This window comes from Marinobacter sp. S6332, assembly GCF_023016045.1.
Classification (GTDB): Bacteria; Pseudomonadota; Gammaproteobacteria; order Pseudomonadales; family Oleiphilaceae; genus Marinobacter.
Window position 1 is genome coordinate 452296 of the sequence record NZ_JALKAP010000001.1, and the last position, 25714, is coordinate 478009.

Sequence of the window (25714 nt, forward strand, 5' to 3'; positions counted from 1 at the left end):
AACCTCAGGCCTCCCGCTCCGGTGCCAGCCCTTTGCGGTGCTCCGGCGTCACAAATGACGATAGCATTTCGGTCATCACTCTTGGGTTCTCGCCACGCATGATGTTGCGCATGGAGGTGATGATCAAAATTTGATTGCGGCTTTCATCTTCTGCCTTGAGCTGAAGCTTGTCCGCCAGTGGTAGGGCAATCAATTGAGCGATGAAGGCGCCGTATAGCGTTGTAAGCAAAGCCACGGCCATAGCTGGGCCGATGGACGAGGGGTCGTCCAAGGAATTAAGCATTTGCACCAACCCCACCAAGGTACCCAACATACCGATAGCTGGCGCGGATTCACCAATGCCTCGGAATACCCGTTCCGCTACTTCGTAGCGTTCTGCCATTTGCTGGGACTCTTGGGCCAGTGCCTCTTCCACCAGTTCAGGCGGGTGGCCATCCACACACAGGTTGATGGCTTTTTGCAGAAATTCATTTTTGGTACTGTGGTTTTCTAGGCCCAAAATACCTTCTTTGCGCACTACCAGAGCCAGCGCACCTGCCTCACGAATCAGTTCTGTTGGTCGTTCGACTTTATCGGTAAACGCCGCACTCATGGCTAAACGGAAAGCACTCATTACCGAGGACATGCGAAACTTTACGAGTGTGACCGCAAAGGTGCCACCTACAACAATTGCCAAACCCGGCAGGTTTAGGAAGGTGAGAAGCGAGGCGTTTGCCAACATCGCCAGAATCACAATCAGAATACCGGCGACAAGCCCGACTAGGGTAAGAATGTCCATGCATAGCCCCTAATGATTAGCACTTACTAGATAGCCCTTGCGGGTTGTTGTCTGTAAGACAGGCCCCGTGCGGTGCAAGCTGTCAGTCGTTGCGCAAGGCGTCAATAACCAGCGCAGTGTCTGGCATTACTCCCCGCCACACACGGAATGATTCTGCGGCCTGTTCAATCAACATGCCCAAACCATCAAAAACGCGAACCGCCCCATTATCTATAGCCCATTGGTTGAACGTGGTTGTTTGCAAAGAATACATCATGTCGTAAACAACCGTGGCAGCGTTGATCACATTTGTGTGAAGGGGTGGCAAGTCGCCCTGCAAGCTGGCACTGGTGCCGTTGATAATGATATCGAATGGCCGATTTGGTGCTTCAAACCCGCAAGCGCTCAGGGTCGTAGCACCCGCCTCATCTGCAAACAGTGTAGCCAGAGCTTCAGCTTTGGCCACTGTACGGTTTGCGATCATCAGGCTTGCGGGCAGCTGTGCAAGCAGGGGGCCGAGAACACCACGCACGGCTCCTCCAGCACCCAGAATCAATATTCGTGCGCCTTTGAGCTGTACACCATGATTGGCTGTCAGGTCCTGAACCAGTCCTGTACCGTCGGTATTATCGGCCATGAGTTGACCTTGATTGTTCTGGTACAGCGTATTCGCGGCACCCGCTTTTTCGGCTCTGGCAGCCCGGCTATCCGCCAGCGCCCACGCCTGCTCTTTGAAAGGTACCGTTACATTCAGCCCCTTTCCGCCACCCTCGAAAAACTGGCGAACCGTCCCGGCGAAGTCTTCCAGAGGCGCTTGAATAGCTGTGTACTCAACCGGCTCTCCTGTTTGCTTAGCAAACAGGCTATGAATTCTCGGTGATTTGCTGTGGTTTATCGGGTGGCCAATCACTGCATAAAGCTCGTTACTCATTAACAACCCCGTTTACGTTGCGTCACCGGCCAGCCAATCGCGCCCGGTAAGAAAATGCTCAGTCAGCCGTGCTTCTTCGCTGCCTGCTTCGGGTACCCGGCTGTAATCCCAGCGCACCAGAGGTGGCAGCGACATCAATATAGATTCTGTGCGCCCACCAGACTGCAAGCCAAACAAGGTGCCCCGGTCGTACACTAAATTGAATTCAACGTACCGCCCTCGCCGGTAGAGCTGAAAATCCCGCTCGCGCTCGCCGTAGGCATGATCCATACGACGCTGAACAATCGGCTCATAGGCTTCAATATAGCTGTTACCCACGGATTGCATCAGCGCGAAGTCTTTTTCAAAATCCCCGGTGTTGTGATCATCAAAGAAAAGCCCGCCAACGCCCCGGGGCTCATCCCGATGCTTCAGATAAAAATAATCATCGCACCAGTCTTTGTAACGGCTATATGTGTCCTCACCAAATGGAGCACAGGCCTCTTTGGCGGTTTTGTGCCAGTGCACACAGTCCTCATCAAACCCGTAATAGGGGGTTAGGTCATAGCCACCGCCAAACCAGTACACGGGTTCACCGTTCTCCGGCGTGGCGATAAAAAATCGTACGTTGGCGTGAGACGTAGGTACGTAAGGGTTATTCGGGTGAATGACGAGGGATACACCCATGGCTTGCCAAGGCGCACCGGCCAAATGGGGACGATGTGCGGTGGCAGACGCAGGCATGGTCGCGCCCATAACATGGGAAAAATTGACCCCACCTTTTTCAAAGATGCGGCCGTCACTGATCACACGACTTACACCGCCACCGCCTTCGGGGCGATCCCAAGCGTCACGCTCAAACTCTGTACCGTCTTCCAGAGCTTCCAATCGTTGGCATATCGCGTCTTGTAAGCCAAGCAGATACTGTTTAACCGCATTGCTATCCGGTTGCTGTGGCATGAATTCTCCTAACGAAGCTGTTTACCGCTGACAATATCAATAATACGGCTGGGTTTCTGATTACCACCAAGGGCGCCGGGCACAATCTGGTCAAGCTGGCCCTTAAAGTAGCGGCTAACCTGAGAGGCGTCACGGGCAGGCTCTAGTCCGGCCGGGTTGCAGGAAGTAGAAACCAGAGGCATACCGGCGGCTTCACACAAGGCTCTAACCACCGAGTGCTCACTCACTCTTACGGCAATCGAGCTATGGCTACCGCGAACCCAGTCAGGAATTTGCTTGTTCACGTCGGGCAACAAACAGGTCACTGGGCCGGGCCAATGGCTCAGAGCCTCCTGCTGAAGTTCCTCGGGCAAAGGATCGAGCAAAAAGCGAATTTGCTCTACAGTCGCAGCTACCAAAATCAGGCCTTTATCAACGGGCCGATTTTTGAGCTCAAGAATGCGTGTAACCGCTTCAAGGTTCCAAGGATCACACCCGAGCCCCCACACAGCTTCAGTGGGGTAGGCGATAACGCCACCTTTCAAAATGGTGCCACGGGCACGTTGTAACTGCTGATCATTTAAAGCACTGGGGGCAGCCATGATGATGTTGTCAGACCATAACGGAATTAATCATCACACTGAATTCAGGCGATTTTCTGGAAGCCTCCGGGAACAGAGCTCACCAACCCTTCAAGCTCTAGAAGCAGAAGAGATTGGACAAGCTGGTCGGCCGGAAGACCGGTTGCCGAACACAGTGCATCGGTTGATTGAGGATCATACCCTAATGCCTCAAACACCGCGATTTCACGGCTGTCCAAAGCGTCCGTTGGGCTGGCTACTTCTTGCGCTAGGTGCCCGGCTGACAGTGACCAAGCACAGCCCAGCTCTTCCAGAATGTCGTCTACCTGATCAACCAAGCGGGCGCCCTGTTTGATGAGGTGATGGCAGCCTCGCGCCACAGGGCTATGAATCGACCCGGGAATAGCAAATACCTCTCGTCCCTGTTCCAACGCTAGCCGGGCGGTAATCAGGGAGCCACTTTTAAGCCCTGCCTCAACGACCAATATGCCCCGGCTCAGACCACTGATAATGCGATTGCGCTGGGGAAAGTGGGCAGCTCTTGCCGGTGTGCCAGGTGGGTACTCCGAAACCATAAGTCCATTGGCGATAACACGCTCGCCAAGTCGGCGGTGCTGGTTGGGGTATATTCGGTCAAGCCCGCACCCAATAACGGCAATGGTTGCATGCCCGGCATCCAAGGCCCCGGCATGGGCCGCGCCATCAACTCCCAGGGCCAGACCGCTGGTGACCAGCAAGCCTCGTTCGCCAAGCTCGGCAGCGAAGCGGCGCGCGTGATCAAGCCCCGCAGGCGTGGCGTTGCGGCTGCCGATTATACCAATCTGCTCGCTGCACAATAAACGCGCATCACCCCGGGTGTACAACACCAAAGGTGCATCGTGGATGTGTCTCAGCGCTTCCGGATAACCAGCGCTCTGCCAAGTTACGATATCAATGCCATGCCGCTCACAGCCCAACAGAGCCTGCCGAGCTGTGTTGACCGCCGTATGGGTTTCATCACGCTGCTGCCATGCCAGAATTGCCGCTATTGTTTCAGCGTGTAAGCTCAGAGCGCGGAGGGTAGCGGCATTTTTTGTAAGAAGATCGGGAAGGTCGGGAATTGTTGCGAGAAGCGCTCGCCGACGGGTACGCCCGAATTTAGGTAAGCAGGTAAGAAACAGCCACTGCGCAGAAAGGGAGGAAAACACGACATCATCCTTGAAGACAGCAAAGCCGGGCCTTCCTGGCCCGGCTTTTGATTAACCGATTAAGAGACTATGGGTTAGTAACTTTGTCGCCCACAGACAACGGACGCGTTGCTTGTAGAACCAGCCCGTAGCTCATTTTTTCGTAAACCTGAAACACCATCAATAAACCGGCCCGCTCCGAGGGCAGCTCAACGGTTTCGTTGGTCACCGGGTCGCGAACGAAATTGCCGCTTTTGAGAACAGCCATTACGTTGCCAGCCTCCAGCCCCTCGCGAGTACCACGGCTAATGGCGACCACATCGAATTGACCAATTTGGGTAACACCGCCATCCACTGACATCATCCTACCCTCAACCTTCTGCTTCGGCGCGCTGGGCACAAAGCTGGTGGTCAGGCGGCGATCTTCGTTGACCAGCAAGCGATCACCAATACGGACTTCTTCGCTAGAGCGCGTGAGATTTACGGTTAGAACATCGCCATCTTCAGAAGACACGTCGCCACGGGCAATGCTACGAGCTTCAAGACCCAGAAACTCGCCGGTGTCCGGATCGCGGAATTCCTTGCTGCGACGGAATACACCCACTTTATCCGCAGGCTTCTCGCCGCGGGCATACACCCTGTCGCCAGCACCGGTCACGATACGCCCATCTGCACCTTCCAGAACATACGGTGCCTTATTGATCAGCTCGGGGCTAACAATGCGGGTATCAGTCAGAAAGCTGCTGATCGCATCCAGAGGAATAGCCGGAATAGGCGTCTCTATCCGCTCCGAGCGCACCTGCGGCGACAACTTCACCACGCCGTTACTGTGCGCCACCTTGGTTACGCGAGGCTGGCCGTCAATATAAACCAGAGCAAGACGATCGCCCGGGTAGATTAGGTGTGGATTGGCAACCTGCGGATTTACGTGCCAGATTTCTGGCCAATACCAGGGATCATTCAAAAACCGCCCTGATATATCCCAGAGGGTGTCACCCTTCACAACAGTGTAACGCTCAGGATGATCAGACCGCAGTTCGGGTGCAGCATGAGCCCAGGAGGTGAATAGCAGCGTAGTGGCTGCCAGAGCGTACAGCAGTTTCCTCATTGTCTAAGTCCTTGATCGCGTGCCTTGGTTCTATGCATTCTGGTAAGGATGCAGCCAGTTTTCTGCAGCTTATTACGTTGTTATGCAACTTACTATAGAAGAAGTCTCGCGAATTGTGATGTTATCTTTTGTTCTTCCAGTAAATTCTATGCCATTTACGAAAGGTTTTGGCTATTGCCTGATCAGTTTGTACTCAATCGACTATTTGTTGGATAATGTACTGCAAATAGGCAAGGCACCGCCAATATTAGTGTGAGGGGAACAATTTGCGCTCTTTGCTGTCGCAATTCAGAGATCGCTTTCACACAGTTACAAAAGGCAACGTTAAAATTTCGCCCAAGCCGTTAGTCATTCAGAATGTCAGCCAAAATTTCTGACGTTCGTCATACAGGCCAAAAGTACGAGCACTATGATACTAGATATTCTTGAATACCCGGACCCCCGTCTTCGCACTATTGCCAAGCCGGTAGACGAACTGACAGACGCCGACCGCACACTGATCGACGACATGTTCGAGACCATGTACGATGCGCCCGGCATTGGTTTGGCCGCCACTCAGGTCAACGTGCACAAGCAAATCATTGTGATGGATTTGTCCGAGGACAAAAGCGAGCCACGGGTATTTATCAACCCGCAGGTTGAAGTCCTCGATGGTGAGCGCGAAGCCATGCAAGAAGGTTGTCTCTCGGTGCCCGGATTTTATGAAGACGTCGAGCGGGTGGAACACTGCATTATTCGCGCTCTGGATCGCGATGGAAAGCCGTTTGAGCTCGAAGCTCGGGGCCTTTTGGCGGTGTGTATCCAACACGAGATGGACCACCTGAATGGCAAGTTGTTCGTGGATTACCTGAGCAACCTTAAGCGCAACCGCATTCGCAAGAAGCTGGAAAAGCAGCAAAAGCAGAGCGCGTGAATATTGCCTGACAGGCGCGCGAGTAAATTGCAGAACGCTTGATAAGTATCGGACCGGGCAACGCCCGGTCTTTTCGTATTCAACGAAACAGAGACCCAACACCGTGCGACTCGTTTTTGCTGGCACCCCGGATTTCGCAGCCACCGCCCTAAGCGCTTTATTGGGCACCCACCACACCCTTGTAGGCGTTTACTCCCAGCCAGACCGGCCAGCCGGTAGGGGTCGCAAGCTTCAGCCCAGCCCCGTCAAACAAGTTGCGCTAGACAACGGAATCCCGGTGTTTCAGCCGGAAAGCCTGAAAACTCCAGAAGCACAGCAAGAACTGGCCAACCTCCAACCGGATGTGATGATTGTTGCAGCCTATGGGTTGATTCTGCCAGAGGCGGTTTTGGCGATACCCGTTCATGGCTGCCTCAACATTCACGCATCGCTTTTACCCCGTTGGCGCGGCGCAGCCCCCATCCAACGCGCGATTGCCGCGGGCGACGAAAATACCGGTATTACCATCATGCAGATGGACAAGGGATTGGATACCGGCGACATGCTGCTGAAATCCGCCACGGCTATTGAATCAAACGATACCGGCGGCAGCCTTCATGACCGCCTTGCACAAATGGGCGGCCAAGCGCTCCTAAACGCTCTGGAGCTGCTGGAAAAAGGCAAGCTTCAAGGCGAAGCGCAGAGTGACGAGCAGGCATGCTATGCCCACAAGCTGTCAAAAGAAGAAGGCCATATTGACTGGACCCAAAGCGCACAAAACATAGAGCGCCTGATTCGCGCCTTCAACCCATGGCCCGGCACTTATACAGACCTTGAGCAGCAACGCCTGCGAATCCACGAGGCCACAGCCACCGATGAGCAGAGTCAAAATCCGCCCGGCACCGTCATCAGACGGGAGAGAGAAGGTATTGATATCGCCTGTGGCACCGGCACTCTACGCATTACGCGCCTGCAACTACCAGGGTTCCGGGCCCAGAGCGTGAACGACTTAATCAACGGTGGCAAACAACTGCTGCTACCCGGACAGGAGCTGAACTAACATGGGCGACTACTATGTGCCCATGCGCGCTGTTGCTGCGGATGTGCTGCTGGCGGTAGAAGAGGGCGAGTCTTTATCGCAATGCCTACCTCCTGCTCTGCAACGTCTCGCGCCCAACGAGCGCCCTGTGCTGCAGGCTCTGTGCTACGGCACTTGCCGCTGGTTTCACCGCCTCGACAGCGAGCTGAATAGTCGGCTCAAAAAACCGATTAAAAGACAGGATCGCATTGTTCACCACCTGATGCTGGTCGCGCTTTTCCAACTCCGTTTCAGCCAGCAGGCTACTTACGCTGTTCTGAACGAATCTGTGGAAGCGTGTCGCGCACTCGACAAGCCCCACCTCACCGGTTTGGTGAACGGTATTTTGCGGGCCGCTGAACGCGAAGGTGCCCCGGAACCGGGAGACGATTCCAGCCGTTTCAGCCACCCCGTATGGATGGTGGAAAAACTGCGCCATAACTGGCCCGACCATTGGCAGCAGATTATGGAAGCAAATAATGCCCAAGCTCCCATGACGCTTAGGGTCAATGCTCTGCGCTTCAGTCGCGACGAGTATCTCGCGCTATTAAACGAAGCAGGCATCGAAGCTAGTGCCACCCGCTTTGCACCTCACGGCATCCAACTGGGCCGTCCAGCACCGGTTGATCAGCTGCCTTGGTTCGCTGACGGCGCCGTTAGCGTGCAAGACGAAGCTGCGCAACTTTGCACCACACTGTTAGACCTAGCCCCCGGCCAACGGGTTTTGGATGCCTGCGCGGCACCAGGGGGTAAAACCTGTGCCATTCTGGAAAACCAGGCAGAGCTTGCCGAAGTGGTCGCTATCGACGAATCTGCTGCGCGACTGCCACGGGTTCAAGAAAACCTAGACCGATTGGACTTGCAGGCCAATTTGCTTCAGGCCGATGCAGCAGATATAGAGCAATGGTGGGACGGTCAAGCATTTGATCGCATATTGCTCGACGTGCCTTGCAGCGCCAGCGGCGTAATCCGCCGCCATCCGGATATCAAATTACTGCGCCGGGAAACCGATATTGTGTCATTGGCAGCAATACAGCTTGGGCTACTCGACGCCATGTGGGCCGTGCTCAAACCGGGCGGTCGCTTGGTATACGCCACCTGTTCCGTGTTCCCACAGGAAAACCACCGTATAATCCAAAGGTTTATTAAGCAGCAAAGCAGCGCTGTTCTGATTGAACCAGAGGTTCAATGGGGCCGCGATATGGGCGCAGGGCGACAGCTTCTACCCGATCCAATCAGCCATGACGGCTTTTTCTATGCCGTGCTGGAGAAACCTGAATCATGAATATCCTGATCCTCGGTGCTGGCCAAGTGGGTGGTACTCTTGCAGAGAATCTAGCCAGCGAAGCCAACGACATTACCGTCATAGACACAGATGCAATACGGCTTCGGGAGCTGCAGGATCGTCTTGATATTCGCACCGTACAGGGCATGGCCTCCTACCCCACGGTGCTGAGCCAGGCGAATGCGGAAGACGCAGACATGCTGATTGCTGTCACCAACAGCGACGAAACCAACATGGTCGCCTGTCAAATAGCCTCGCTTCTGTACAGCACGCCCAAACTCATCAGCCGGGTGAGAGCTAGCGCTTACCTTTCGAACAAAAAACTGTTCGGCCGAGAAAGCGGCTTCCCGATCGATGTAATGATCAGCCCGGAGCATCTGGTTACCCGTCACATTACACGGTTGGTTGAATACCCGGGTGCCCTGCAGGTTCTGGAATTCTCCAAAGGTCTGGTTCGGCTAGTGGCTATCCGCGCCACCGAAGGTGGGCCGCTGGTGGGCCGAGAGCTGTCCTATCTGCGCACGCACATGCCGAAAATAGAAACCCGGGTTGCCGCCATTTTCCGCAAAGACCGAGCCATTATGCCCAAAGGCGACACGGTGCTTGAAGACGGCGACGAAGTGTTTTTTATCGCTGGCGCCGATCACATACGCTCGGTGATGAGCGAGCTGCAACCGCTGGTAAAAAACTACAAACGTATTTTTATCTGCGGCGGTGGCAACATCGGCCAGCGTTTAGCCTACACCTTGGAAGACCGTTATCAGGTAAAGCTGCTTGAACGCGACCACGAGCGCTGTGTGCTGCTTTCCGAAAGCCTGCGCAAAACGGTTGTGCTCGAAGGCAATGCTGCAGACAAAGACATTCTGCTGGAAGAAAACATTGAGAATACCGATGTGTTCATCGCCGTTACCAACGATGACGAAGCCAATATCATGGCGTCTTTGCTGGCCAAGCGTTTGGGCGCCCGCAAAGTATTCACCCTGATCAACAACCCCGACTATGTGGACTTGATTCAGGGCGGCGAGATTGATGTGGCGATTTCTCCCCAGCAAACCACCATTGGCAGCCTGCTCACCCATGTACGCCGTGGCGACGTTGTAAACGTTCACTCACTGCGTAGGGGCGCTGCCGAGGCAATCGAAGCCATTGCCCATGGGGATCATAAATCCTCAAAAGTCGTTGGCCGGCGGCTGGATGAAATCAACCTCCCTCAAGGTGCGACCATTGGCGCAATTGTTCGCCTCAATGAAGTGCTGATCGCACATGATCACTTGCGTGTGCAACCAGACGACCACGTTATTCTGTTCCTGGTAGATAAATCCCGGGTACGGGAGGTTGAGAAGCTTTTCGCCGTGGGGCTAACGTTCTTCTAGTTCAAAATCAATAGCATGAAGACTACTTAGAAATACCGCTTTGGCGAGCGTATAATGCGCCTTTTTTCCGAATGACCCTCTTGCGGGCGAATGAGCCCGAGATTGGCGCGATGAATGCGATCGATATAAAAGAGTGGCTACACACAGACCGAATCAGCAGGCAAACGTTGTGAAAGAGAAGGCGACAGACAAGGCAACGAACAGCACTCCAGACATCAAGACTTTCCAAGGCTTGATTTTGGCTCTGCAAAATTTCTGGGCGCAGCAAGGCTGCGTTGTGCTTCAACCATTGGATATGGAAGTGGGCGCAGGTACCTTTCACCCGGCTACCTTCCTTCGGGCCATAGGGCCGGAAACCTGGAACGCTGCCTACGTACAACCGAGTCGCCGCCCAACTGACGGTCGCTATGGCGAAAACCCCAACCGCCTGCAGCATTACTATCAGTTTCAGGTGGTACTCAAGCCGTCGCCAGACAATATTCAGGAACTTTATCTCGATTCGCTGAAAGCACTAGGGCTTGACCCGCTGGTGCACGACATTCGTTTTGTAGAAGACAACTGGGAATCGCCCACGCTCGGCGCCTGGGGTCTGGGTTGGGAAATCTGGTTGAACGGTATGGAAGTCACCCAGTTTACCTACTTCCAACAAGTGGGCGGCCTTGAATGCTACCCGGTCACCGGCGAGCTGACGTACGGTCTTGAGCGCATCGCCATGTACTTGCAAGGCGTAGACAGCGTTTACGATCTGGTATGGATCGAAGGCCCGGACGGCGTAGTCACCTACGGCGACGTGTTCCACCAGCAAGAAGTGGAAATGTCCACGTACAACTTTGAGTACGCAGACGTTGAGTTTCTGTTCCAGAGCTTTGATGTGCACGAGCGTGAAAGTGCCCGGTTGATCGAAGCGGGCCTTGCGTTGCCTGCTTATGAGCAGGTTTTGAAGGCTTCTCACACATTTAACCTATTGGACGCCCGCCACGCTATCTCCGTTACCGAGCGCCAGCGCTTCATTTTGCGTGTACGCACTCTGGCTCGGGCTGTTGCTCAGGCGTACTTCGACAGCCGCCGCAAACTCGGCTTCCCGCTAGCCCCGGAAGCATTGCGCCAAGAAGTATTAGCCGTCGCCGAAGCCGCCGATAACAAGGCCAACGGCAAGAAAGGCAAAAAAGCGAAGCAGGCACAACAGGAACAGGGAAACGCATAATCATGGCAAAGCAGGATTTTCTCGTCGAACTGGGCGTTGAAGAACTCCCCTCGAAAGCACTCAAGCCACTGTCTGATGCGTTCACTCAGGGTATCACCAAGGGTCTGGAAGAAGCTGGCATCGCATTCGGTAAGGTAGAAGCCTTTGCTACGCCTCGCCGTATGGCTGTGCGCATACGCGATCTGGCCGATGCCCAGCCCGACAAGCCCGTTGAAAAACGCGGCCCGGCCGTGAAAGCCGCGTTTGATGACTCCGGCAACCCAACACGGGCTCTTACGGGCTTCGCCACCTCTCTGGGCGTCACTCCGGATCAGCTCGACACGCTGGAAACCGATAAAGGTGCCTGGTTGGTTTACCGCACCGTAGAGCAAGGCAAGCCAACTGTGGATCTGATGTCCGGGCTGGTTGAGCAATCGCTTGCGGCGCTGCCTATTCCCAAGCGCATGCGCTGGGGCGCTCACCGCACTGAGTTCGTTCGGCCTGTACATTGGCTGGTTATGCTGTTCGGCAATAAAGTTATTGATACGCCCATCATGGGGCTGACGCCAGGCAACAAAACCATGGGCCACCGCTTTCATTGCCCAAAAACACTGATCATCCCAACGCCAACCGATTACGAAGTTGTTCTTGAGCAAGAAGGCTATGTGATTGCCGATTTTGCCAAGCGCAGAGAAATGATTCGCTCCGGCGTCAGCGCTCTTGCTGAAGCTGAGGCAGGTGGCAAGGCAGTGATCAACGAAGACCTTTTGGATGAAGTCACCGGCCTTAACGAATGGCCAGTACCGCTTATGGGGCGGTTTGACAAACGCTTCTTGGAAGTGCCGGCAGAAGCTCTCATTTCCTCCATGGAAGAGCACCAAAAATACTTCCACGTGGTAAGCACCGACGGCGACATGCTGCCCTTGTTTGTAACCGTTGCGAACATTGAGAGCAAAGACCCTTCTCAGGTTATCTCCGGCAACGAAAAAGTGATTCGGCCACGGCTGGCGGATGCCGCTTTCTTCTACGAAAACGACCGCAAGATCCGTTTGGAAGACCGCGTAGAAAGGCTCAAGCCGATTGTCTTTCAGGAGAAACTCGGCAGTATTTACGACAAGTCTGTGCGGGTAGCCGCATTGGCGAAGAAAATCGCCGCCGCCATTGGCAGCGATCCCGCTCTGGCGGAACGTGCCGCCATGCTGGCGAAGACGGATCTGGTAACCGAGATGGTGCTGGAGTTCAGCGACCTTCAGGGCATTATGGGCCAGTACTACGCAGCCGACGACGGCGAGCCTGCAGATGTGGCCAAGGCCATGAACGAACAGTACATGCCCCGCTTCGCTAAAGATGGCCTACCTACAACCATGACCAGCTGCGCACTCGCCATTGCAGACCGTCTGGATTCCTTGGTAGGGCTATTTGGTATCGGCCAGCCACCCTCCGGCACCCGCGACCCCTTCGCCCTGCGCCGGGCCTCTTTGGGCGTACTGCGCATCATTATTGAGCGGGAACTGCCGCTGGATCTGCAAACGTGCTGCGAATGGGCGGAAGAAAACTTCTCCGGGCTGACTGAAGATAACACTGCCTCCAACGTAGTGGACTACATGCTCGACCGGTTCCGCGCCTACTACGATGAGCGCGGCATTGGTGCCGAGGTATTTCTAGCTGTTCACGCCCGTCGCCCTACACGCCCACTGGATTTCGACCGCCGGGTAAAGGCGGTGGAAGCCTTCCGCCAGCTACCAGAAGCCCAAGCGCTCGCCGGTGCCAACAAGCGTGTTTCCAACATCCTGTCCAAGCAGGGCGGAGACAGCGTTGGGGAAAGCGTAAACAGCAACCTGCTGCAAGATGCCGCCGAGAAAACACTGGCAGCACAGGTAGAGCAGCAAGCTGCCAAGGTGATTCCACTGTTTGAGCAAGGCAACTACGCCAACGCGCTGCAATCACTGGCCAGCCTGCAAGAGCCTGTAGACAGCTTCTTTACCGAAGTGATGGTGATGGCAGAAGATGACGCCGTGCGAGATAACCGCCTCGCATTGTTGAACCGGCTGCACAACCTGTTCTTGCGCGTTGCCGATATATCATTGCTGCCCACCGCTGGCTGACCGATGCTAATCATCCTCGACCGGGACGGGGTCATCAACGAATACGATGGCAACTACATCTGCTCTGTGGATGATTGGCAACCCATTCCCGGCAGTATCGAAGCGATGGCACGGCTTTACAAAGCGGGCCATCGCATAGCCATCGCCACCAATCAATCGGGCATTGCCCGCGGGTTCTACGGCACCGACATACTGGATGGCATGCACGAAAAGATGACGCAACTGCTGGAGGCTATGGGCGGACGCATTGAGTTCATTGCATACTGCCCACACCTTCCGGATGACGGTTGCGCTTGCCGCAAGCCACTCACCGGTCTACTGAAACAAATCCGTGATCACCTACAACTGAACACCCTCAAGGGTGCCATTATGGTGGGGGACAGCCGCAAAGATCTGGAAGCTGGCGTTGCGGAAGACTGCCAGCCTGTACTGGTAAGAACCGGCAATGGCAAAGACACCGAGCACCATCTGAAAACCCGCCCGATCCCCAGCGCTAAAGTGGCAATATACGATCACCTTAGTGCTTTCACGGATGCGTTTTTATCCGGCCCAGGGCTGGAAAAGAGTAAGTGAACCCGTATAATACCGGCGGTTAATCGGCGTGTGGCGCAGCTTGGTAGCGCACTTCGTTCGGGACGAAGGGGTCGCAGGTTCGAATCCTGCCACGCCGACCAGATATCAACGACTTAGGGCGCATCTTCGGGTGGGCCCTTTTTCGTTTCTGGCTAGGTACAGGTTGGGTACATAAACCGGCCACCACTCTATCCCCGGTTCACACCCGTTCATCGAAAGCCGCTTCAACGTGCCACGTCTGCGCACGCTCTCGTTTCCGTTGGCTACTACTTTACCACGCAATCTTTGGCTTATTGCAGTTATAGCCTAATTACACCAGCCAAACATATCTCGTATCCACGTAGAATTTAATCGTGTTCACAACTAAACGGAGATGGAGATGAAAGATACGCAGAAAATGTACTTCTCAGATACGGAGGTGGGAAACTACTACTCACTATCCCGATACACCATTAGGCGCTGGGTTCGCGAAGGCAAGTTTCCCCCCGGAAAGAAACTGGGCTCTAGAACCAGGCGCTGGCCACTGAGCGACCTTCAAAAGTTCGATCAGGAGGTGCTCGGCCGGAATGGGGGTGTGCCTACTGAGTGATCATGACGTCTGGGGCAAAGACCTCTACTGGAGTCTGCGCCCCATCGCCACTCTCGTGACGTATGGGCGGCTACAGCATCATTACAAATTAATTCAGAGCGATTTGAGTTTCGAGAATTAATGTTAACCGCGGCTAGGTCTAGGCGTGAGAAAAAGGTGTCGACTCATCGGAGGAAAGGTTTCTGCGGCGATTGATCACTAATTCCGGGGTGTAATGATTCTTATCATCCTGATCTTCAAACCCCAAGCGCTGGTAAACGTTACCACCGATACCTGGTATGACATTATTATCCGCTGATTTTTGATCGTCCTGAGCAAAATAAGAATAAGAGAAGCGGCGAGTAATATCGCTCGCGAACTCTTTTTCAAGATTCAACTTAGCGTTTGTAAACATCACCGGAGCAACTACATAAATCATTGATGGATTCGATTCACGAATAAGGTGCGTAAGATTCGTTTTTACCACACAAGCACCAGAAATGATTGATTTTGCGACAATAAGACTCTCTACCGACTTTATAGCAGGTTCGGAGTACTTTCTCTGGATGGGTGCTGTATCGGGAATATTTCTGGTTTCGTCTCCAGGAAAACGCTTGTTCCAAAAGCAAGCTACGGAAATCGAGCTAACACTACCCTTCAAGCCTTCAATGATTCCCTGAGCCAGAAAATCTGCGTCTTCAACTGTACAGGCGATGCCTACAGATTTACCTTCGAGCTTGTCCCTGAGCGCTTTACCATGCTCAAAACCCAGCTGATACATGATATGTTTATATTCTTCAGGGGGCGTTGCAGGGGCGGCTAGACGATCCAATAAAGATTGAATGGAGGCGTTAGCGAGTTCGGTCAGTGTCCGGCTCATATCAAGTGCCTCTCTAATTCTTCGAATGTAGACGGTTCTTCCATGACTATAATTCTTTGAAATTCAGAGAACTTCTCAGAGCCCACCGAGTACTCAAGTACGCCAGAATCTGACTCCAGATAACTCCACTCGAAAAACCCTTGTCCCATAGTATAGTGGAAACCTTCAATTTGCATCAGTATCGCTTCAAATTTTTCAAGAATGTCAACTCTAGATAGCGATCTAACGTAATTTGGCTCGTGCCGCAGAACCCGCTCCCAAAGATCCTTGAGGTTACAGGGGGTACCACAGTTACTCACCCACTCGCCGACAAATAAAGATCCCAGTCTTTCTATCTTATCGAGGTCAGCGTTAACACACAGACTCGCGAGCGCATCGCGGAGCTTGGGTTCAATCTGGAGGAGGTGGTTTAGAGTCTCTCCAAAGGCGAACTGTTCCACAGCCGAGTAGTTAGAAATATCTTCTGGGATTGATCTTTGGAGCCTTGCTGCTTTCTCTGCGCAGGGTAAGACGAGCGTGGAGGAAGTTTTGCCCACGCCAGCTCCTTCGTTCAAGAGCTTCTGATACCGGAAATCATCGGCAATCGGATGGTCACCTGAGCTCCAAGAGACGTTTTCAGTATTTTTGAGCTGGAAGTGCTGATGACAAGAATCTTCGTTCCAGAGAATTACAAAGTCATCGACGAAATCCATCGTTTGTGTCGATAGGTATGGCGCTGGCAGTCCGTTCTGGATTGTATCCCTCACGAGCTTTGCAGCATTGTAGACGGCGAACCAATTTTCGTATTGAACCCCCTCTCCACCAGCCTTTCCCCCACGGTGCTTATTTGCGAGATAAGTCGAGGCCGCGAGACCACATACCTTTTTGGAGAGTTCCAGATTGTCCATTTGCATTATGAGTTGAGTCCAAATTCGCCAGTATGTAGAAATTAGATGCAGATAGGAGTATATCCGCGCCAATTGGCAGGCCCTTAAAACTGCGTCACATTCAGGGTGAGTCGCAGTATCCGGGTCTACCCCATCATGTGTCGCCGTCTGGTGGATTGACTGATTTTTTACGTATCAACAAACGAGCGGAAACGGAGGGAAGCAAACACCTGTGTTGCCCTATGGTGATATAGGCCATCCAAAAGGGCAAAACTTGTACTTCTTGCTTCCAGGCCCCTGTTCGTCACTGCGTTGTGGACGCCCCCACCACGTCCATCAGCTTCGCGTAGTCAGTCACGACATCATATTTCACCTTGTCCTGAGCGACCTTTAAATTGATCTCGTCGAAGAACTTTCTAGCACATTCGATCTTGGTCTTTTCGATTTCCCGCAGTTTCATGGACGACATCGACCCTTTGGTCTCAGCAACAAAGTAGATGTGCTTGATGTTGTCAGCCTGAAAGGAAATCGCCCAGTCCGGATTGTAATCGCCCACGGGGGTAGGAATCAGAAAGCCTCTCGGCAGCTTGGCGTAAACCACCACTTCACTGCTCGTATCCAATTCTTTCACGAAGCGGCGCTCAACATCAGAATCCGTAATCGCGTAGTCATATACGTGGTTCTTCAGCTTTTCCGTGGCGCGGGAGAAGTCCTGGCAAGTCTGATTGGCGGTGAAGATATCCACATCGTACCGTTCATCAACTTCATCGTAGGCCAGTCGCTCAATCACCATAGCGGCTTTTTGTTCAGTGATAAGCCGTGATGCCTCGGCAATGAAGTGTTCCGGGTTCTGGCGGAACTGGTTGAACACGGCGGTCTGAATGCTCTGAAGAATGCTGGCTGCGGTCCCACGGATCAAGTGGGCATTTTCTGACACCTTACCCAACAGGTCATAGCGGACCCTTGAGTGGATGGAGTCGCCGTATTCGGTAGCCGTTTCTTCAACCTTGAAGCCATCGCCTCTACGCAATTGTTCGTCGGTCAGCGCCTCTTGCTGAATGCCTTTCTGTACGGTGTACTGCAGCGGTGTAACCCGCAGTTCCTTGTCCAGCGTTGCAATGCACTTGCGCACCAATTCATCGGAATCAAAATCGACGCGGTACACGGCTTTGCGATTGATGCGCTGCCACAGCGCCTGGAATTCTTTCTTGTCGAAGTTGGCATTGAGCAGGTTTGTCTTCGGTTTACGTCCATCCTCGATCTTGGGCAGCTGGCCTTCACTGAACACGGTGTCGATCAAGGCAAAGATCTGTTCACCGAATGGCTTCAGATCCTCGGGTAACTCCGCCAGGGCGCCTTGTGCCTTCGCATCATGGTAGGTATCGATAACTTGGTCTGTATCGTCGGTATAGTCGTTCTTTACCAGATAGCGGTATATCTTCTTTGCCATGGCAGATGTGACTTCTACAGTGCCTTGCTCGGTTGCCAATAGCTTGCCCGTGAAATAGGCTTCAGTTGCCTGACGCGGCCGGGCACTCAGATTTTCACTGATTTCCTGTTGCAGCCCGGTAACGAAATCCTTGTAGCTCTCGCTGGCGATCACGGTCAGTACGTTGATGTCATGAACGACGGCAGGGTTATCCATGCGGTCGCCGTGCCTATCGACTGACAATCGCAGGCCGCGCCCCACCTCTTGGCGGCGGGATATCATGTTGTCGCTGTGCTTAAGCATGCACATGATAAACACGTTGGGGTTGTCCCAGCCTTCACGCAACGCCGAGTGGGAAAAGATAAACCTCGTAGGTTCCTGAAAGGAGAGCAGACGCTCTTTGTCTTTCAGGATCAGATCGTAGGCGTCCACATCATCGGAATCGACAGCCCGCTTACCCACTGCGGGGTCTTTCAGACGTTTGGTCTTCTTATCGATGGCGAAGTAACCCTGGTGAGTGCTCGCCGGGTCAATATCTTCCAGGTACTGGCGGTAGGCCTGATTATCGATGACCAGTTCAGACAGGTATTCATTCTTCAGTAGCTGATACTCTTCCTCAAAGATGCGGGCGTACTCGCCATTGTCATCTTCCTGATCGTAGTCACGATACTTGGCCACCTCGTCGATAAAGAACAACGACAGTACCTTGATGCCCTGCCCGAACAGCTGTTTCTCCCGGTCCAGATGCGCCTTGATGGTCTCGCGGATCTGAATACGACGGATGTCGCCTTCGGAAACGTCGCCACTGGCCTCTCCAGCCGTGAGCACCAGCCCATTGGTGAACTCCACGGTGTCAGTAGTGGCGTCAATCTGGCTGATGGTGAAGCCGTCCCGGTATTGATCCAGCTCACCAGATTCCGCGAACAGATCATCTTTGAAGCGAAGACGCCTGAGCTGACGCTTGATCTCGCCGGATTTGAGTTTTACTTCAAGCTCTATGCGGGCGACCGGTGCATCCTTGGAGATGTCGATACCTTCCAGATACAGGTAGGCGTTGGTGCCGGCCAGGCCACGTGTCTGGATGCCGCGCACAGCGATCTTTTTGACCAGTTTTTGGTTGTAGGCGTCCAGAGCATCCAGGCGATGAATACGGTTGTGCTGGGTACGGTGAGTGGCCGAGTAGCGGAGAATTGCTAGCGGATTAAATTGGGGTAAGGCCTCCATGGTGGCTTTACCTTCCATCTTCTGCGGCTCGTCCAGAATCAGGAAAGGCCGGTTTGCGGCGATTACATCGATAGGCTTGCGCGACTGAAAGTCATCGAGCTCATCATAAATGCGTCTGTTATCGGCACCCCGGGCGTTGAAGGCCTGGATGTTCATAATCATCACATTGATGCCGGCGTCGGAAGAAAAACTTTCCAGCTCATGCAGTCGCTTGGAGTTGTAGATGAAGAACCGCGCCTTTTTGCCGTAGCTTTCGGTGAAATGCTCAGCGGTGATCTGCAGCGACTTATACACGCCCTCGCGGATAGCAATCGAGGGCACCATGATGATGAACTTGCTCCAGCCATAGCGCTTATTCATCTCGAAAATGGTTTTGATGTAGCAATAGGTCTTGCCGGTGCCGGTCTCCATCTCCACGTCCAGGTGGATGCGTGTGGCGGCCAGGGCATCCTTTTTGTAGGCGGCTTTAGCCGGCACACGGTTGTTCTTGGTGTCGTAGGTGGTGAAATCCGTCAGTGACGATGACGTCGGGAGGTTCTGCCGACGCTGAACGGCCTGAATGTTCTCTAATACCTGGGTTTCACCTAGTGCCAGGTCGGCATTCTTGAAGCCCTCCGCGTCGAAGGCGCCAGTCTGAGCCTGCTGGCCGGGGTCGATGCGGTAGGCCAGGCCGTCACGCATGGGTTGACCAGCAAAGCAGTCCACTACGGATTCGACGGCATTCGTTTGGTAAGCCTGGGTTTTGAATTTGAGCTTCATAATAAAATTTTCTCTTTGCAGGCTCTTTGCAAAATGGCGGCTCCAAAGAGCTATAACTCGTTGAATGTAATGGGCTTTATGCGAATCTCTTTGCAGTTCTTCATGTTCTCTTTGTCAGCCTCCAACAAGATGCTGTGTCGGAACCGGTGTTCTCAATCACTTTTCGGCGGCGCAGCTTTGTCAAAAGCGTGCTGACTTTGGTGCTTTTTTGTTTATCGCTCAGAGCATCACTCAGCTTATCCAGCAACAGCTGGTTGATCTCCGCTCGACTGGCCTGCCCAAATTTTTCCAGGTAATCCGTCAGCAACTTGGCATAGAACTCATCGTCTTGGGGGCGGGTACGGATATAGTCGGCCTTGTCTGCCGTTACCTTGGCAACCGTCGCAGAAACGTGCAAATGGGGTTTGCGACCCTCAATCAGACCTGCTCGCCGTAGGCGGCTTATGGCCTCATCAGGAATTGGCAGTTTCTTTTGCACTCGATCCAGGGCCAGCACATCCGCCAGTGGCAGATCAGTTTTTTGAATCAATAGACGGCTGTAAGCGGGGTCAACCACGCCGCCGTATATGGTCAACCGCACACTACTCGGTTCGGCAAGGTCATATCCGGCATTGGGAAATAGCGACGAGCCTGACGGGCGTACATGTCGTGAATGCCGTATCCCATGGTATCAATCATGTTCAGCTCAGACATGGCCTGGGCAAGAAAGGGATTGCGGTAGCGGTGGGGTGTGCGATTGCCCTCCAGGTAATCATCCGGCGTGCCTTCGTAGAAGTTGCCTACATTTTCGAAGATCAGCCTGTCGGACTGTTCGATCACCACCACCCGGCCATGGAGAGTGTAGTCCTGATGAGCGATGCAGTTATGCAAGGCTTCCAGCACCATCTTCTGGTCATATTTGGACACCTCAATCGGCAACAACTCATCTTCTGGTAACAGACGCAGCTGGATATTACGGATGCATTGATACAGCTGGGTGGTGGTCAGCAGAAAGGGCGGGGCAAAGTGTTGATAGGCCCGCTCTGCGCCCTCCAGCTTCCAGGTCATCTGTGCAGGGTGTGGCGACAGGTGCCAGGCTGCCTCGGGCTTGCCCAGCAACAGGAGCGCAGTTCGGGTGACCTGACCGTTTTGGGTGACCCGTGCCCGATCAAGAAAGGTTGGCAATGGCCAGGCCATGACTTCCTCGGCATTAAAGCGGTTGGCATACTTTTTTGCGAACGCCTCCCGTGCTCTTGCAAGAGCCGCTTCGTCCAGATCGGTCAGGCTGGCGGCCGGCACCAATTGCGCGCTCCAGTCCTGAGCGAGAGTTTGCTGACGAATTTCGTCCAGCTTGTCCAGGCTGAGGGAGACCAGACTTTCCCCGGCCCGGGCGTGGTAGTGACCCTTCCAAGAGATTGGGATGCCCCTTGGAGCCGCGGGAATTTCAAATAACAACACCCGCCCATCTGCGTGTTGTAGTTCGTGGATATCACGAAAGGTAATGCTGGGCTCGGTACTTTGTGCCACCTGCAGCTTCAGGCTATGCAGCCGCTCGGATTCGCTGCGGTAGTTTGTTCCCACCACCTCCCGGGTTTTATTGCTCACGCCAAACACCAGCCAGGCACGCTCCAGCCCTCGCAAATTGGCTTCGTTGCTGAGGGCAGAGAAATACGCACCAATCTTGTTGGTGTCGTAGTCATTGCCCGCCTCTTTGAACTCCGCCACCTCGTTTTCCCAAGTGCGGATCAAGCCTTCAAGCAGCGTGTTCAGGGCCAGTTGGTCCATGCCGTGATTCCTTAGAGGCTTCTGACTTCGGTGCTGGGTGAAAGCTGGCGGAAAATCTGCTCGACGTTTATTTTCACCGCATCAGAGACGAACCCATTGTCGCGGAAAACTACGCGCAAGGGCTCATGCTTGGCCAGCTCTTTGACCAGATCCTCCGTAACACCACTGTCAAAACAAGCGACCAGCGCATTGTCATCGACGAAAAATACGGTTTTGTCTTGCAGGGTTTCGCGACGAATCGGCAGAGTCAGATCTACACCCCAGTCCACCAGCACCTGGAACAAAAGATCTTCTGGAGTGCGGTCGGATTTAACGTTATCCACCGCTTCTAGCAGATCGCCTTGAGATAGCTCATCGGGACGGTAGTAGATGTCCTTCATGTTCGAGTTGTCGAGCTTGAACACCCGGAATCCCTTTGTATTCTTGCCTTGAGCCTTAAACTCTTCGATGACGCTGAGCAAGCGCATCCTACCCATGTCGAAAATGGTCTTCATGCGGTCTTCGGGAATGGGGAGCGGCTCAGCAATTTGAACTCCGATAAAGCGCCGGTTTCCACCGTCTATTCGATTCTGCTCCAGAACAGCGTGGGCAGTTGGAGCGCTACCGGAAAAGAAGTCCATGACGATCGCATTTTCGTCTGGCTTGGTTGCTAGCTGAACGATTCGCTGAACTAGCTCCACGGGTTTGACTGAGTTCAGTACGTTTTCGGTATTTTCGAATGGAACGTATTTAAGAAGCGTCTTCTTTGCATCCTGAGTGTGGCCAACCTCTTTATAAGACCAAAGTGTTTGTGGCGTCCGGCCAGAAGAAACTTCAGAAAGAAATTTTTTAACAGCAGGTGTGTTGTTTCCATCCTTTCCCCACCAGATTCGATTGTCAGCTTCGAGTGCAAGAAATTTTTCCTTGCTGATCCGCCAATATGTGCCGGTTGGTGGACCAGAAATTCTTCTGCCGGAAGGTGTTTCGACAGGATAAACACCCGCATCGTAGGGGTTGCGCGCGGTCATGTTCTCGGCTTTCCATGGTCCGCGCGGATCATCGTCTAGGTTCTTGTATCGAGCCGCCATCTCTTCTGTGCGGGGAAGCTGGTTTGGAAACCACGCCTGCCGGTTCTTGGCAAAAACCAGGACAAAATCATGGTCTTCTGAAAACCATTTGGCTGAGTTTTTAGGTGCATAAACCTTTTGCCAAATGATCGTGGCCACGAAGTTCATATCTCCAAAAACCTCGCAACCAATTTTTCTCAAACTATCGACTTCGTTATCGTCAATGGAGATGAAGAGAACCCCATCATCGGCAAGCAGATTTTTGGCCAGCCGCAGCCGGGGATACATCATTGAAAGCCAATCCGAATGAAACCGACCATTCGCCTCAGTATTGGCAATAAGCCGATTACCAAGCTCCTCCGCTTGGCCGGACTGCCTTAAATAGTCTCCCGTCTCAGTTGAATAATCGTCGTCATAGATGAAATCCCGGCCGGTATTATAAGGCGGGTCTATGTAGATCAACTTGACCCGGCCAAGGTAGGATTCTTGCAATACCTTGAGCACCTCAAGGTTGTCACCCTCGATCAGAAGGTTGTCTGAAGTATCAAAGTCGACGCTTTGATCGCGAACCGGGCGAAGTGTCTTGCCAATTGGTGCATTTGCGGTCGCCAGCGCCTCTCGCTTCCCTGGCCAGTCAAGTCGATACCGCTCCTGTGGTCCCTCGACTATGTCATTACTCAGCTCCTGCTTCAGTTGATCAAAATCCACGGATAGGCGCAATTTTCCGGTTGTTTCATCCCGAGTTTCGGTCACGCATCCTGGAAACAGCTCACGAATCTTTGCAATGTTGTCCTGGCTCAGATCAGGGCTGTGCATTTTGAGTTTGTCCACGGAAATATACCTCTTGAATTCTTTTCTCAGGCTCTGATATGGCTATACGCGAATACGTACCGGTACCCTGGTATCCAAGCGAGCCTTGATTTGTGTATAAAGTTGCGCGGATAAATTCTGCTTATCGCGGAGACTTACCAGAAGTGAGTAGCTTTCTTCGCTATCACATAGACTTTCGCCCCATGGAAAATCATTGCGCGTGACTACAACAAATAGTTTTTTATTGCGTAATGCGGAGTTGGAATTGAATTGAACAAATTTCCAGGATTCAGCTTGGACTGTTCCCTTGCTTCGGGCAGTCTGCCCAATAGTCGCCCCGGCCAGTTCCTTGATGCTTTGATAGTCATCCTTCTTCGTGGCCTTATTAAACATAGTAGTGACATGCTCAAGGTCTCGCGCTGCAACCAATTTAAAATCAATGCGTGTGGCTCGATACTTTATTCGTGTTGAGCGAACAGGCGGCGCGTAGGCCAAAGCGACCGCAATTTCCCGAAGTCGCTTCTTTCCGCCGCTGGTGAAGTCAGGCGGCACCGGGATTTCATAAAAATGGTGCCGCTTGTTTTCGATCCTGCTCTCCGTAATGAGGGTGACAGCATTTTCACTGGACCGCTTCAGCGCAGTTTCATCCACCTCACCATAGCCACAAACCCGGCTAAGCGCTTTGTTTTGTTCAAAGAGGTGCTGACTGGCCTGTGGTATAGCTGCGTTCAGGCAGAGTTGCGCGCGGATGAAATTGGCTGTGGCATCCGGGTGTTCGTGGAATATGGATGCTGCCAGATGAGCCACCTGGGGAGCTGCCATGCTGGTCCCTCCATCCACTAAAAAAGGATGGCCGCTTGCAAACTGATGGTGTGTGGATACAACCCCAAGGCCGGTTAGCCCGTCCAATAATGCGTAGTTAGCGCGCGCGTGTATCGCCCAGTTTCCGCCATGTGCTACCAGTTCTGGTTTGATGGCTCCATCGACAGAGTGGCCGTTACGGGTAAAAGGGGATGGCTGGTCCGCCCCTGCAATTGGTATTTCTGCCGGGTCGAGCGGATAACGCTGACTGTTATAAGTTTGGTTGTGTCGCGCCAGGCTGCCTACGGTAAGCGCGTTTAATGCGGGTGCGGGCTCAATGATCCGCCAACTTTCATTCAGTAGATAGTTTGGGTATTGATCCCGCCATTCCAGACCATCTGGAGAGTCTGCATTGATCCGATGGTTTCCTGATGACACTACAAACAGCACGCCGAGCTCACGAGAAAGGGTGTCCAACGTCACCGAAAATCCTTTCAGGTGTCCTCCAACGTAAGGCTTGTTGGAATCTCCAAAGGACAAGTTGAACACTTTGCAACCATGCTCGGTAACGAAGTATCGAACGGCCTCTTCTATGTGGTTCTCTACAAAGCCTGTAGTGTTTTCATTGTTTCTGTCGAGAATCCGACCACTGTACAAGCGCAAGGTTGGCGCAAAGGCTCCAGCGCGAAGATGTTTTTCAAAATCGCCATAGAGTGCCAGGCCCGCTACGTGGGTGCCGTGCCCATTTTCGTCATGCGGGCCTTCGCCCGGCAGAAAACTCGCTGTTTTAGCTACGGCAGCTTTCAACAACGGATGCCCATCGGCAATGCCACTATCCAGCACTACAACACCCGGCGCTTGGGCTGAAGGTGCCTGAATTTCTGGGAATTGCTGAATATCTTGGAATACTACCGAGCGCTCCAGCGCAAAGCTTGGTGGAAGGTCGATTGATCGAATATCCCTATGGTGGAGCAATGATTTAGCCTGAGCGGCTGTACAGCGCACACGGTAGAGTGTCAGCTCTGGCTTTTTGACCTGGTCGAGCTTCTCAATACTTTGTTCTGACAGCCAGCTTTCAAACTTAGTCCAGGCTTGTTGTCTGGCATCAGGCTTATCTTCTAAAGGCCAGATCTCGACGTCCAAAAGAAAATCTTCATTATCGGGAAAGCCATGCTGCTTCAGTGCCCAACCTTTACGGTCTGCCGAGCTCCAACCATCCACGCTTTGTAATGCGTAGATAACTTCTTTGTTGGTGACATATTTCCCCGAAGCCATGCTGGCAAGCCGAGCTTCAAATTGTGCCATTGCGGCATTCGTAGCGAAGCCGATGACGACGGTTTCGTCTTCCTGGCTGACAACTTCTATCTCAGTGGAAATTTTTCTCAGGTCGTCAGGGTTAAAACCTTTCTGAACTGTGAACCGAAAGAGCTTACGCTCATCAAAACCACCGACATCTTCACAGGCTTCCCTCGTTGCGTTAGCGAGTTTTCCGAGAAGCCCTCTTCCATGAGAGGGCACATCGTCCGGGATCTCGGTGCGCGGGCCACTACCTGAGCGCTTTTGGTTGACCGGCGCTTCTCGTTGAATATTCAGATGCGGAAAGGTTTCTTCCATGAC

General features: G+C 53.2%; 21 protein-coding genes and 1 tRNA gene. 9 read left to right on the forward strand and 13 right to left on the reverse strand.

Annotated features, from left to right (window positions below):
* Positions 1-4 precede the first annotated feature (4 nt).
* The 6 genes from MWU62_RS02060 to MWU62_RS02085 all read right to left on the reverse strand — a co-directional run bounded on the left by MWU62_RS02060 (position 5) and on the right by MWU62_RS02085 (position 5461).
* Positions 5-778, reverse strand: coding sequence for a MotA/TolQ/ExbB proton channel family protein (locus MWU62_RS02060; protein ID WP_247113189.1), 774 nt, complete (start codon positions 776-778; stop codon positions 5-7).
* Positions 779-860: 82 nt separating this feature from the next.
* The gene (aroE, locus tag MWU62_RS02065; RefSeq protein WP_247113190.1) at positions 861-1688 is read right to left on the reverse strand and encodes a shikimate dehydrogenase; all 828 of its coding nucleotides are present in this window, start codon (positions 1686-1688) and stop codon (positions 861-863) included.
* 12 nt (positions 1689-1700) lie between these two features.
* Positions 1701-2627 carry an oxygen-dependent coproporphyrinogen oxidase gene (hemF, locus tag MWU62_RS02070; protein ID WP_200363681.1) on the reverse strand — a complete coding sequence of 309 codons (927 nt, stop codon included), beginning with the start codon at positions 2625-2627 and terminating at the stop codon, positions 1701-1703.
* An 8-nt stretch (positions 2628-2635) separates the two neighbouring features.
* Positions 2636-3208: an L-threonylcarbamoyladenylate synthase gene (locus tag MWU62_RS02075; protein ID WP_247113191.1), complete on the reverse strand. Its 573-nt coding sequence runs from the start codon at positions 3206-3208 to the stop codon at positions 2636-2638.
* A 44-nt stretch (positions 3209-3252) separates the two neighbouring features.
* Positions 3253-4374, reverse strand: coding sequence for a DNA-processing protein DprA (dprA, locus tag MWU62_RS02080; protein ID WP_247113192.1), 1122 nt, complete (start codon positions 4372-4374; stop codon positions 3253-3255).
* Between the two features lie 67 nt (positions 4375-4441).
* On the reverse strand, positions 4442-5461 hold the full coding sequence (locus MWU62_RS02085; protein ID WP_247113193.1) for a LysM peptidoglycan-binding domain-containing protein: 1020 nt from the start codon (positions 5459-5461) through the stop codon (positions 4442-4444).
* Positions 5462-5870: 409 nt separating this feature from the next.
* On the opposite strand from MWU62_RS02085, the gene def reads away from it, so the two are divergent.
* The 9 genes from def to MWU62_RS02130 all read left to right on the forward strand — a co-directional run bounded on the left by def (position 5871) and on the right by MWU62_RS02130 (position 14539).
* Positions 5871-6374, forward strand: coding sequence for a peptide deformylase (gene def / locus MWU62_RS02090; RefSeq protein ID WP_200363690.1), 504 nt, complete (start codon positions 5871-5873; stop codon positions 6372-6374).
* Between the two features lie 103 nt (positions 6375-6477).
* Positions 6478-7413, forward strand: coding sequence for a methionyl-tRNA formyltransferase (gene fmt, locus MWU62_RS02095; protein WP_247113194.1), 936 nt, complete (start codon positions 6478-6480; stop codon positions 7411-7413).
* A 1-nt stretch (position 7414) separates the two neighbouring features.
* Positions 7415-8716, forward strand: a complete 1302-nt coding sequence (gene rsmB / locus MWU62_RS02100) for a 16S rRNA (cytosine(967)-C(5))-methyltransferase RsmB (protein WP_247113195.1) — start codon at positions 7415-7417, stop codon at positions 8714-8716.
* Positions 8713-10089 carry a Trk system potassium transporter TrkA gene (gene trkA, locus MWU62_RS02105; protein ID WP_200363697.1) on the forward strand — a complete coding sequence of 459 codons (1377 nt, stop codon included), beginning with the start codon at positions 8713-8715 and terminating at the stop codon, positions 10087-10089. The genes rsmB and trkA overlap by 4 nt, the downstream gene beginning before the upstream one ends.
* A 169-nt stretch (positions 10090-10258) precedes the next feature.
* A complete protein-coding gene (gene glyQ / locus MWU62_RS02110) occupies positions 10259-11293 on the forward strand; it encodes a glycine--tRNA ligase subunit alpha (RefSeq protein ID WP_247113196.1) in 1035 nt (344 codons plus the stop codon).
* Between the two features lie 2 nt (positions 11294-11295).
* Positions 11296-13377: a glycine--tRNA ligase subunit beta gene (gene glyS / locus MWU62_RS02115; protein WP_247113197.1), complete on the forward strand. Its 2082-nt coding sequence runs from the start codon at positions 11296-11298 to the stop codon at positions 13375-13377.
* A 3-nt stretch (positions 13378-13380) separates the two neighbouring features.
* Positions 13381-13950 (forward strand): D-glycero-beta-D-manno-heptose 1,7-bisphosphate 7-phosphatase, encoded by a 570-nt coding sequence (gene gmhB / locus MWU62_RS02120; RefSeq protein WP_247113198.1) that lies wholly within the window; start codon positions 13381-13383, stop codon positions 13948-13950.
* 24 nt (positions 13951-13974) lie between these two features.
* Positions 13975-14051 (forward strand) — tRNA-Pro (locus tag MWU62_RS02125).
* 278 nt (positions 14052-14329) lie between these two features.
* The gene (locus MWU62_RS02130; protein WP_247113199.1) at positions 14330-14539 is read left to right on the forward strand and encodes a helix-turn-helix domain-containing protein; all 210 of its coding nucleotides are present in this window, start codon (positions 14330-14332) and stop codon (positions 14537-14539) included.
* Positions 14540-14678: 139 nt separating this feature from the next.
* On the opposite strand, the gene MWU62_RS02135 is transcribed toward MWU62_RS02130, so the two are convergent.
* The 7 genes from MWU62_RS02135 to MWU62_RS02165 all read right to left on the reverse strand — a co-directional run bounded on the left by MWU62_RS02135 (position 14679) and on the right by MWU62_RS02165 (position 25711).
* A complete protein-coding gene (locus MWU62_RS02135; protein WP_247113200.1) occupies positions 14679-15398 on the reverse strand; it encodes a hypothetical protein in 720 nt (239 codons plus the stop codon).
* Positions 15395-16291: a hypothetical protein gene (locus MWU62_RS02140; RefSeq protein ID WP_247113201.1), complete on the reverse strand. Its 897-nt coding sequence runs from the start codon at positions 16289-16291 to the stop codon at positions 15395-15397. The genes MWU62_RS02135 and MWU62_RS02140 overlap by 4 nt, the downstream gene beginning before the upstream one ends.
* Before the next feature lie 277 nt (positions 16292-16568).
* Complete coding sequence (locus tag MWU62_RS02145; protein WP_247113202.1) at positions 16569-19676, reverse strand: DEAD/DEAH box helicase family protein; 3108 nt, start codon at positions 19674-19676, stop codon at positions 16569-16571.
* Positions 19677-19776: 100 nt separating this feature from the next.
* Positions 19777-20250: a hypothetical protein gene (locus MWU62_RS02150; protein WP_247113203.1), complete on the reverse strand. Its 474-nt coding sequence runs from the start codon at positions 20248-20250 to the stop codon at positions 19777-19779.
* Entirely contained in the window at positions 20247-21440 is a 1194-nt protein-coding gene (locus MWU62_RS02155; protein ID WP_247113204.1) for an RNA-binding domain-containing protein, read from the reverse strand. The genes MWU62_RS02150 and MWU62_RS02155 overlap by 4 nt, the downstream gene beginning before the upstream one ends.
* A gap of 11 nt (positions 21441-21451) precedes the next feature.
* Positions 21452-23317 (reverse strand): site-specific DNA-methyltransferase, encoded by a 1866-nt coding sequence (locus tag MWU62_RS02160; protein WP_247113205.1) that lies wholly within the window; start codon positions 23315-23317, stop codon positions 21452-21454.
* A 42-nt stretch (positions 23318-23359) separates the two neighbouring features.
* Positions 23360-25711: a S8 family peptidase gene (locus tag MWU62_RS02165; RefSeq protein WP_247113206.1), complete on the reverse strand. Its 2352-nt coding sequence runs from the start codon at positions 25709-25711 to the stop codon at positions 23360-23362.
* Positions 25712-25714 lie beyond the last annotated feature (3 nt).

Excerpts from the sequence above, each read along its gene's own strand:
- MWU62_RS02060 (WP_247113189.1), bottom strand. The coding sequence starts at position 778 with ATGGACATTCTTACCCTAGTCGGGCTTGTCGCCGGTATTCTGATTGTG.
- aroE (WP_247113190.1), bottom strand. The coding sequence starts at position 1,688 with ATGAGTAACGAGCTTTATGCAGTGATTGGCCACCCGATAAACCACAGC.
- hemF (WP_200363681.1), bottom strand. The coding sequence starts at position 2,627 with ATGCCACAGCAACCGGATAGCAATGCGGTTAAACAGTATCTGCTTGGC.
- MWU62_RS02075 (WP_247113191.1), bottom strand. The coding sequence starts at position 3,208 with ATGGCTGCCCCCAGTGCTTTAAATGATCAGCAGTTACAACGTGCCCGT.
- MWU62_RS02085 (WP_247113193.1), bottom strand. The coding sequence starts at position 5,461 with ATGAGGAAACTGCTGTACGCTCTGGCAGCCACTACGCTGCTATTCACC.
- def (WP_200363690.1), top strand. The coding sequence starts at position 5,871 with ATGATACTAGATATTCTTGAATACCCGGACCCCCGTCTTCGCACTATT.
- rsmB (WP_247113195.1), top strand. The coding sequence starts at position 7,415 with ATGGGCGACTACTATGTGCCCATGCGCGCTGTTGCTGCGGATGTGCTG.
- trkA (WP_200363697.1), top strand. The coding sequence starts at position 8,713 with ATGAATATCCTGATCCTCGGTGCTGGCCAAGTGGGTGGTACTCTTGCA.
- glyS (WP_247113197.1), top strand. The coding sequence starts at position 11,296 with ATGGCAAAGCAGGATTTTCTCGTCGAACTGGGCGTTGAAGAACTCCCC.
- gmhB (WP_247113198.1), top strand. The coding sequence starts at position 13,381 with ATGCTAATCATCCTCGACCGGGACGGGGTCATCAACGAATACGATGGC.
- MWU62_RS02130 (WP_247113199.1), top strand. The coding sequence starts at position 14,330 with ATGAAAGATACGCAGAAAATGTACTTCTCAGATACGGAGGTGGGAAAC.
- MWU62_RS02135 (WP_247113200.1), bottom strand. The coding sequence starts at position 15,398 with ATGAGCCGGACACTGACCGAACTCGCTAACGCCTCCATTCAATCTTTA.
- MWU62_RS02140 (WP_247113201.1), bottom strand. The coding sequence starts at position 16,291 with ATGCAAATGGACAATCTGGAACTCTCCAAAAAGGTATGTGGTCTCGCG.
- MWU62_RS02145 (WP_247113202.1), bottom strand. The coding sequence starts at position 19,676 with ATGAAGCTCAAATTCAAAACCCAGGCTTACCAAACGAATGCCGTCGAA.
- MWU62_RS02155 (WP_247113204.1), bottom strand. The coding sequence starts at position 21,440 with ATGGACCAACTGGCCCTGAACACGCTGCTTGAAGGCTTGATCCGCACT.
- MWU62_RS02165 (WP_247113206.1), bottom strand. The coding sequence starts at position 25,711 with ATGGAAGAAACCTTTCCGCATCTGAATATTCAACGAGAAGCGCCGGTC.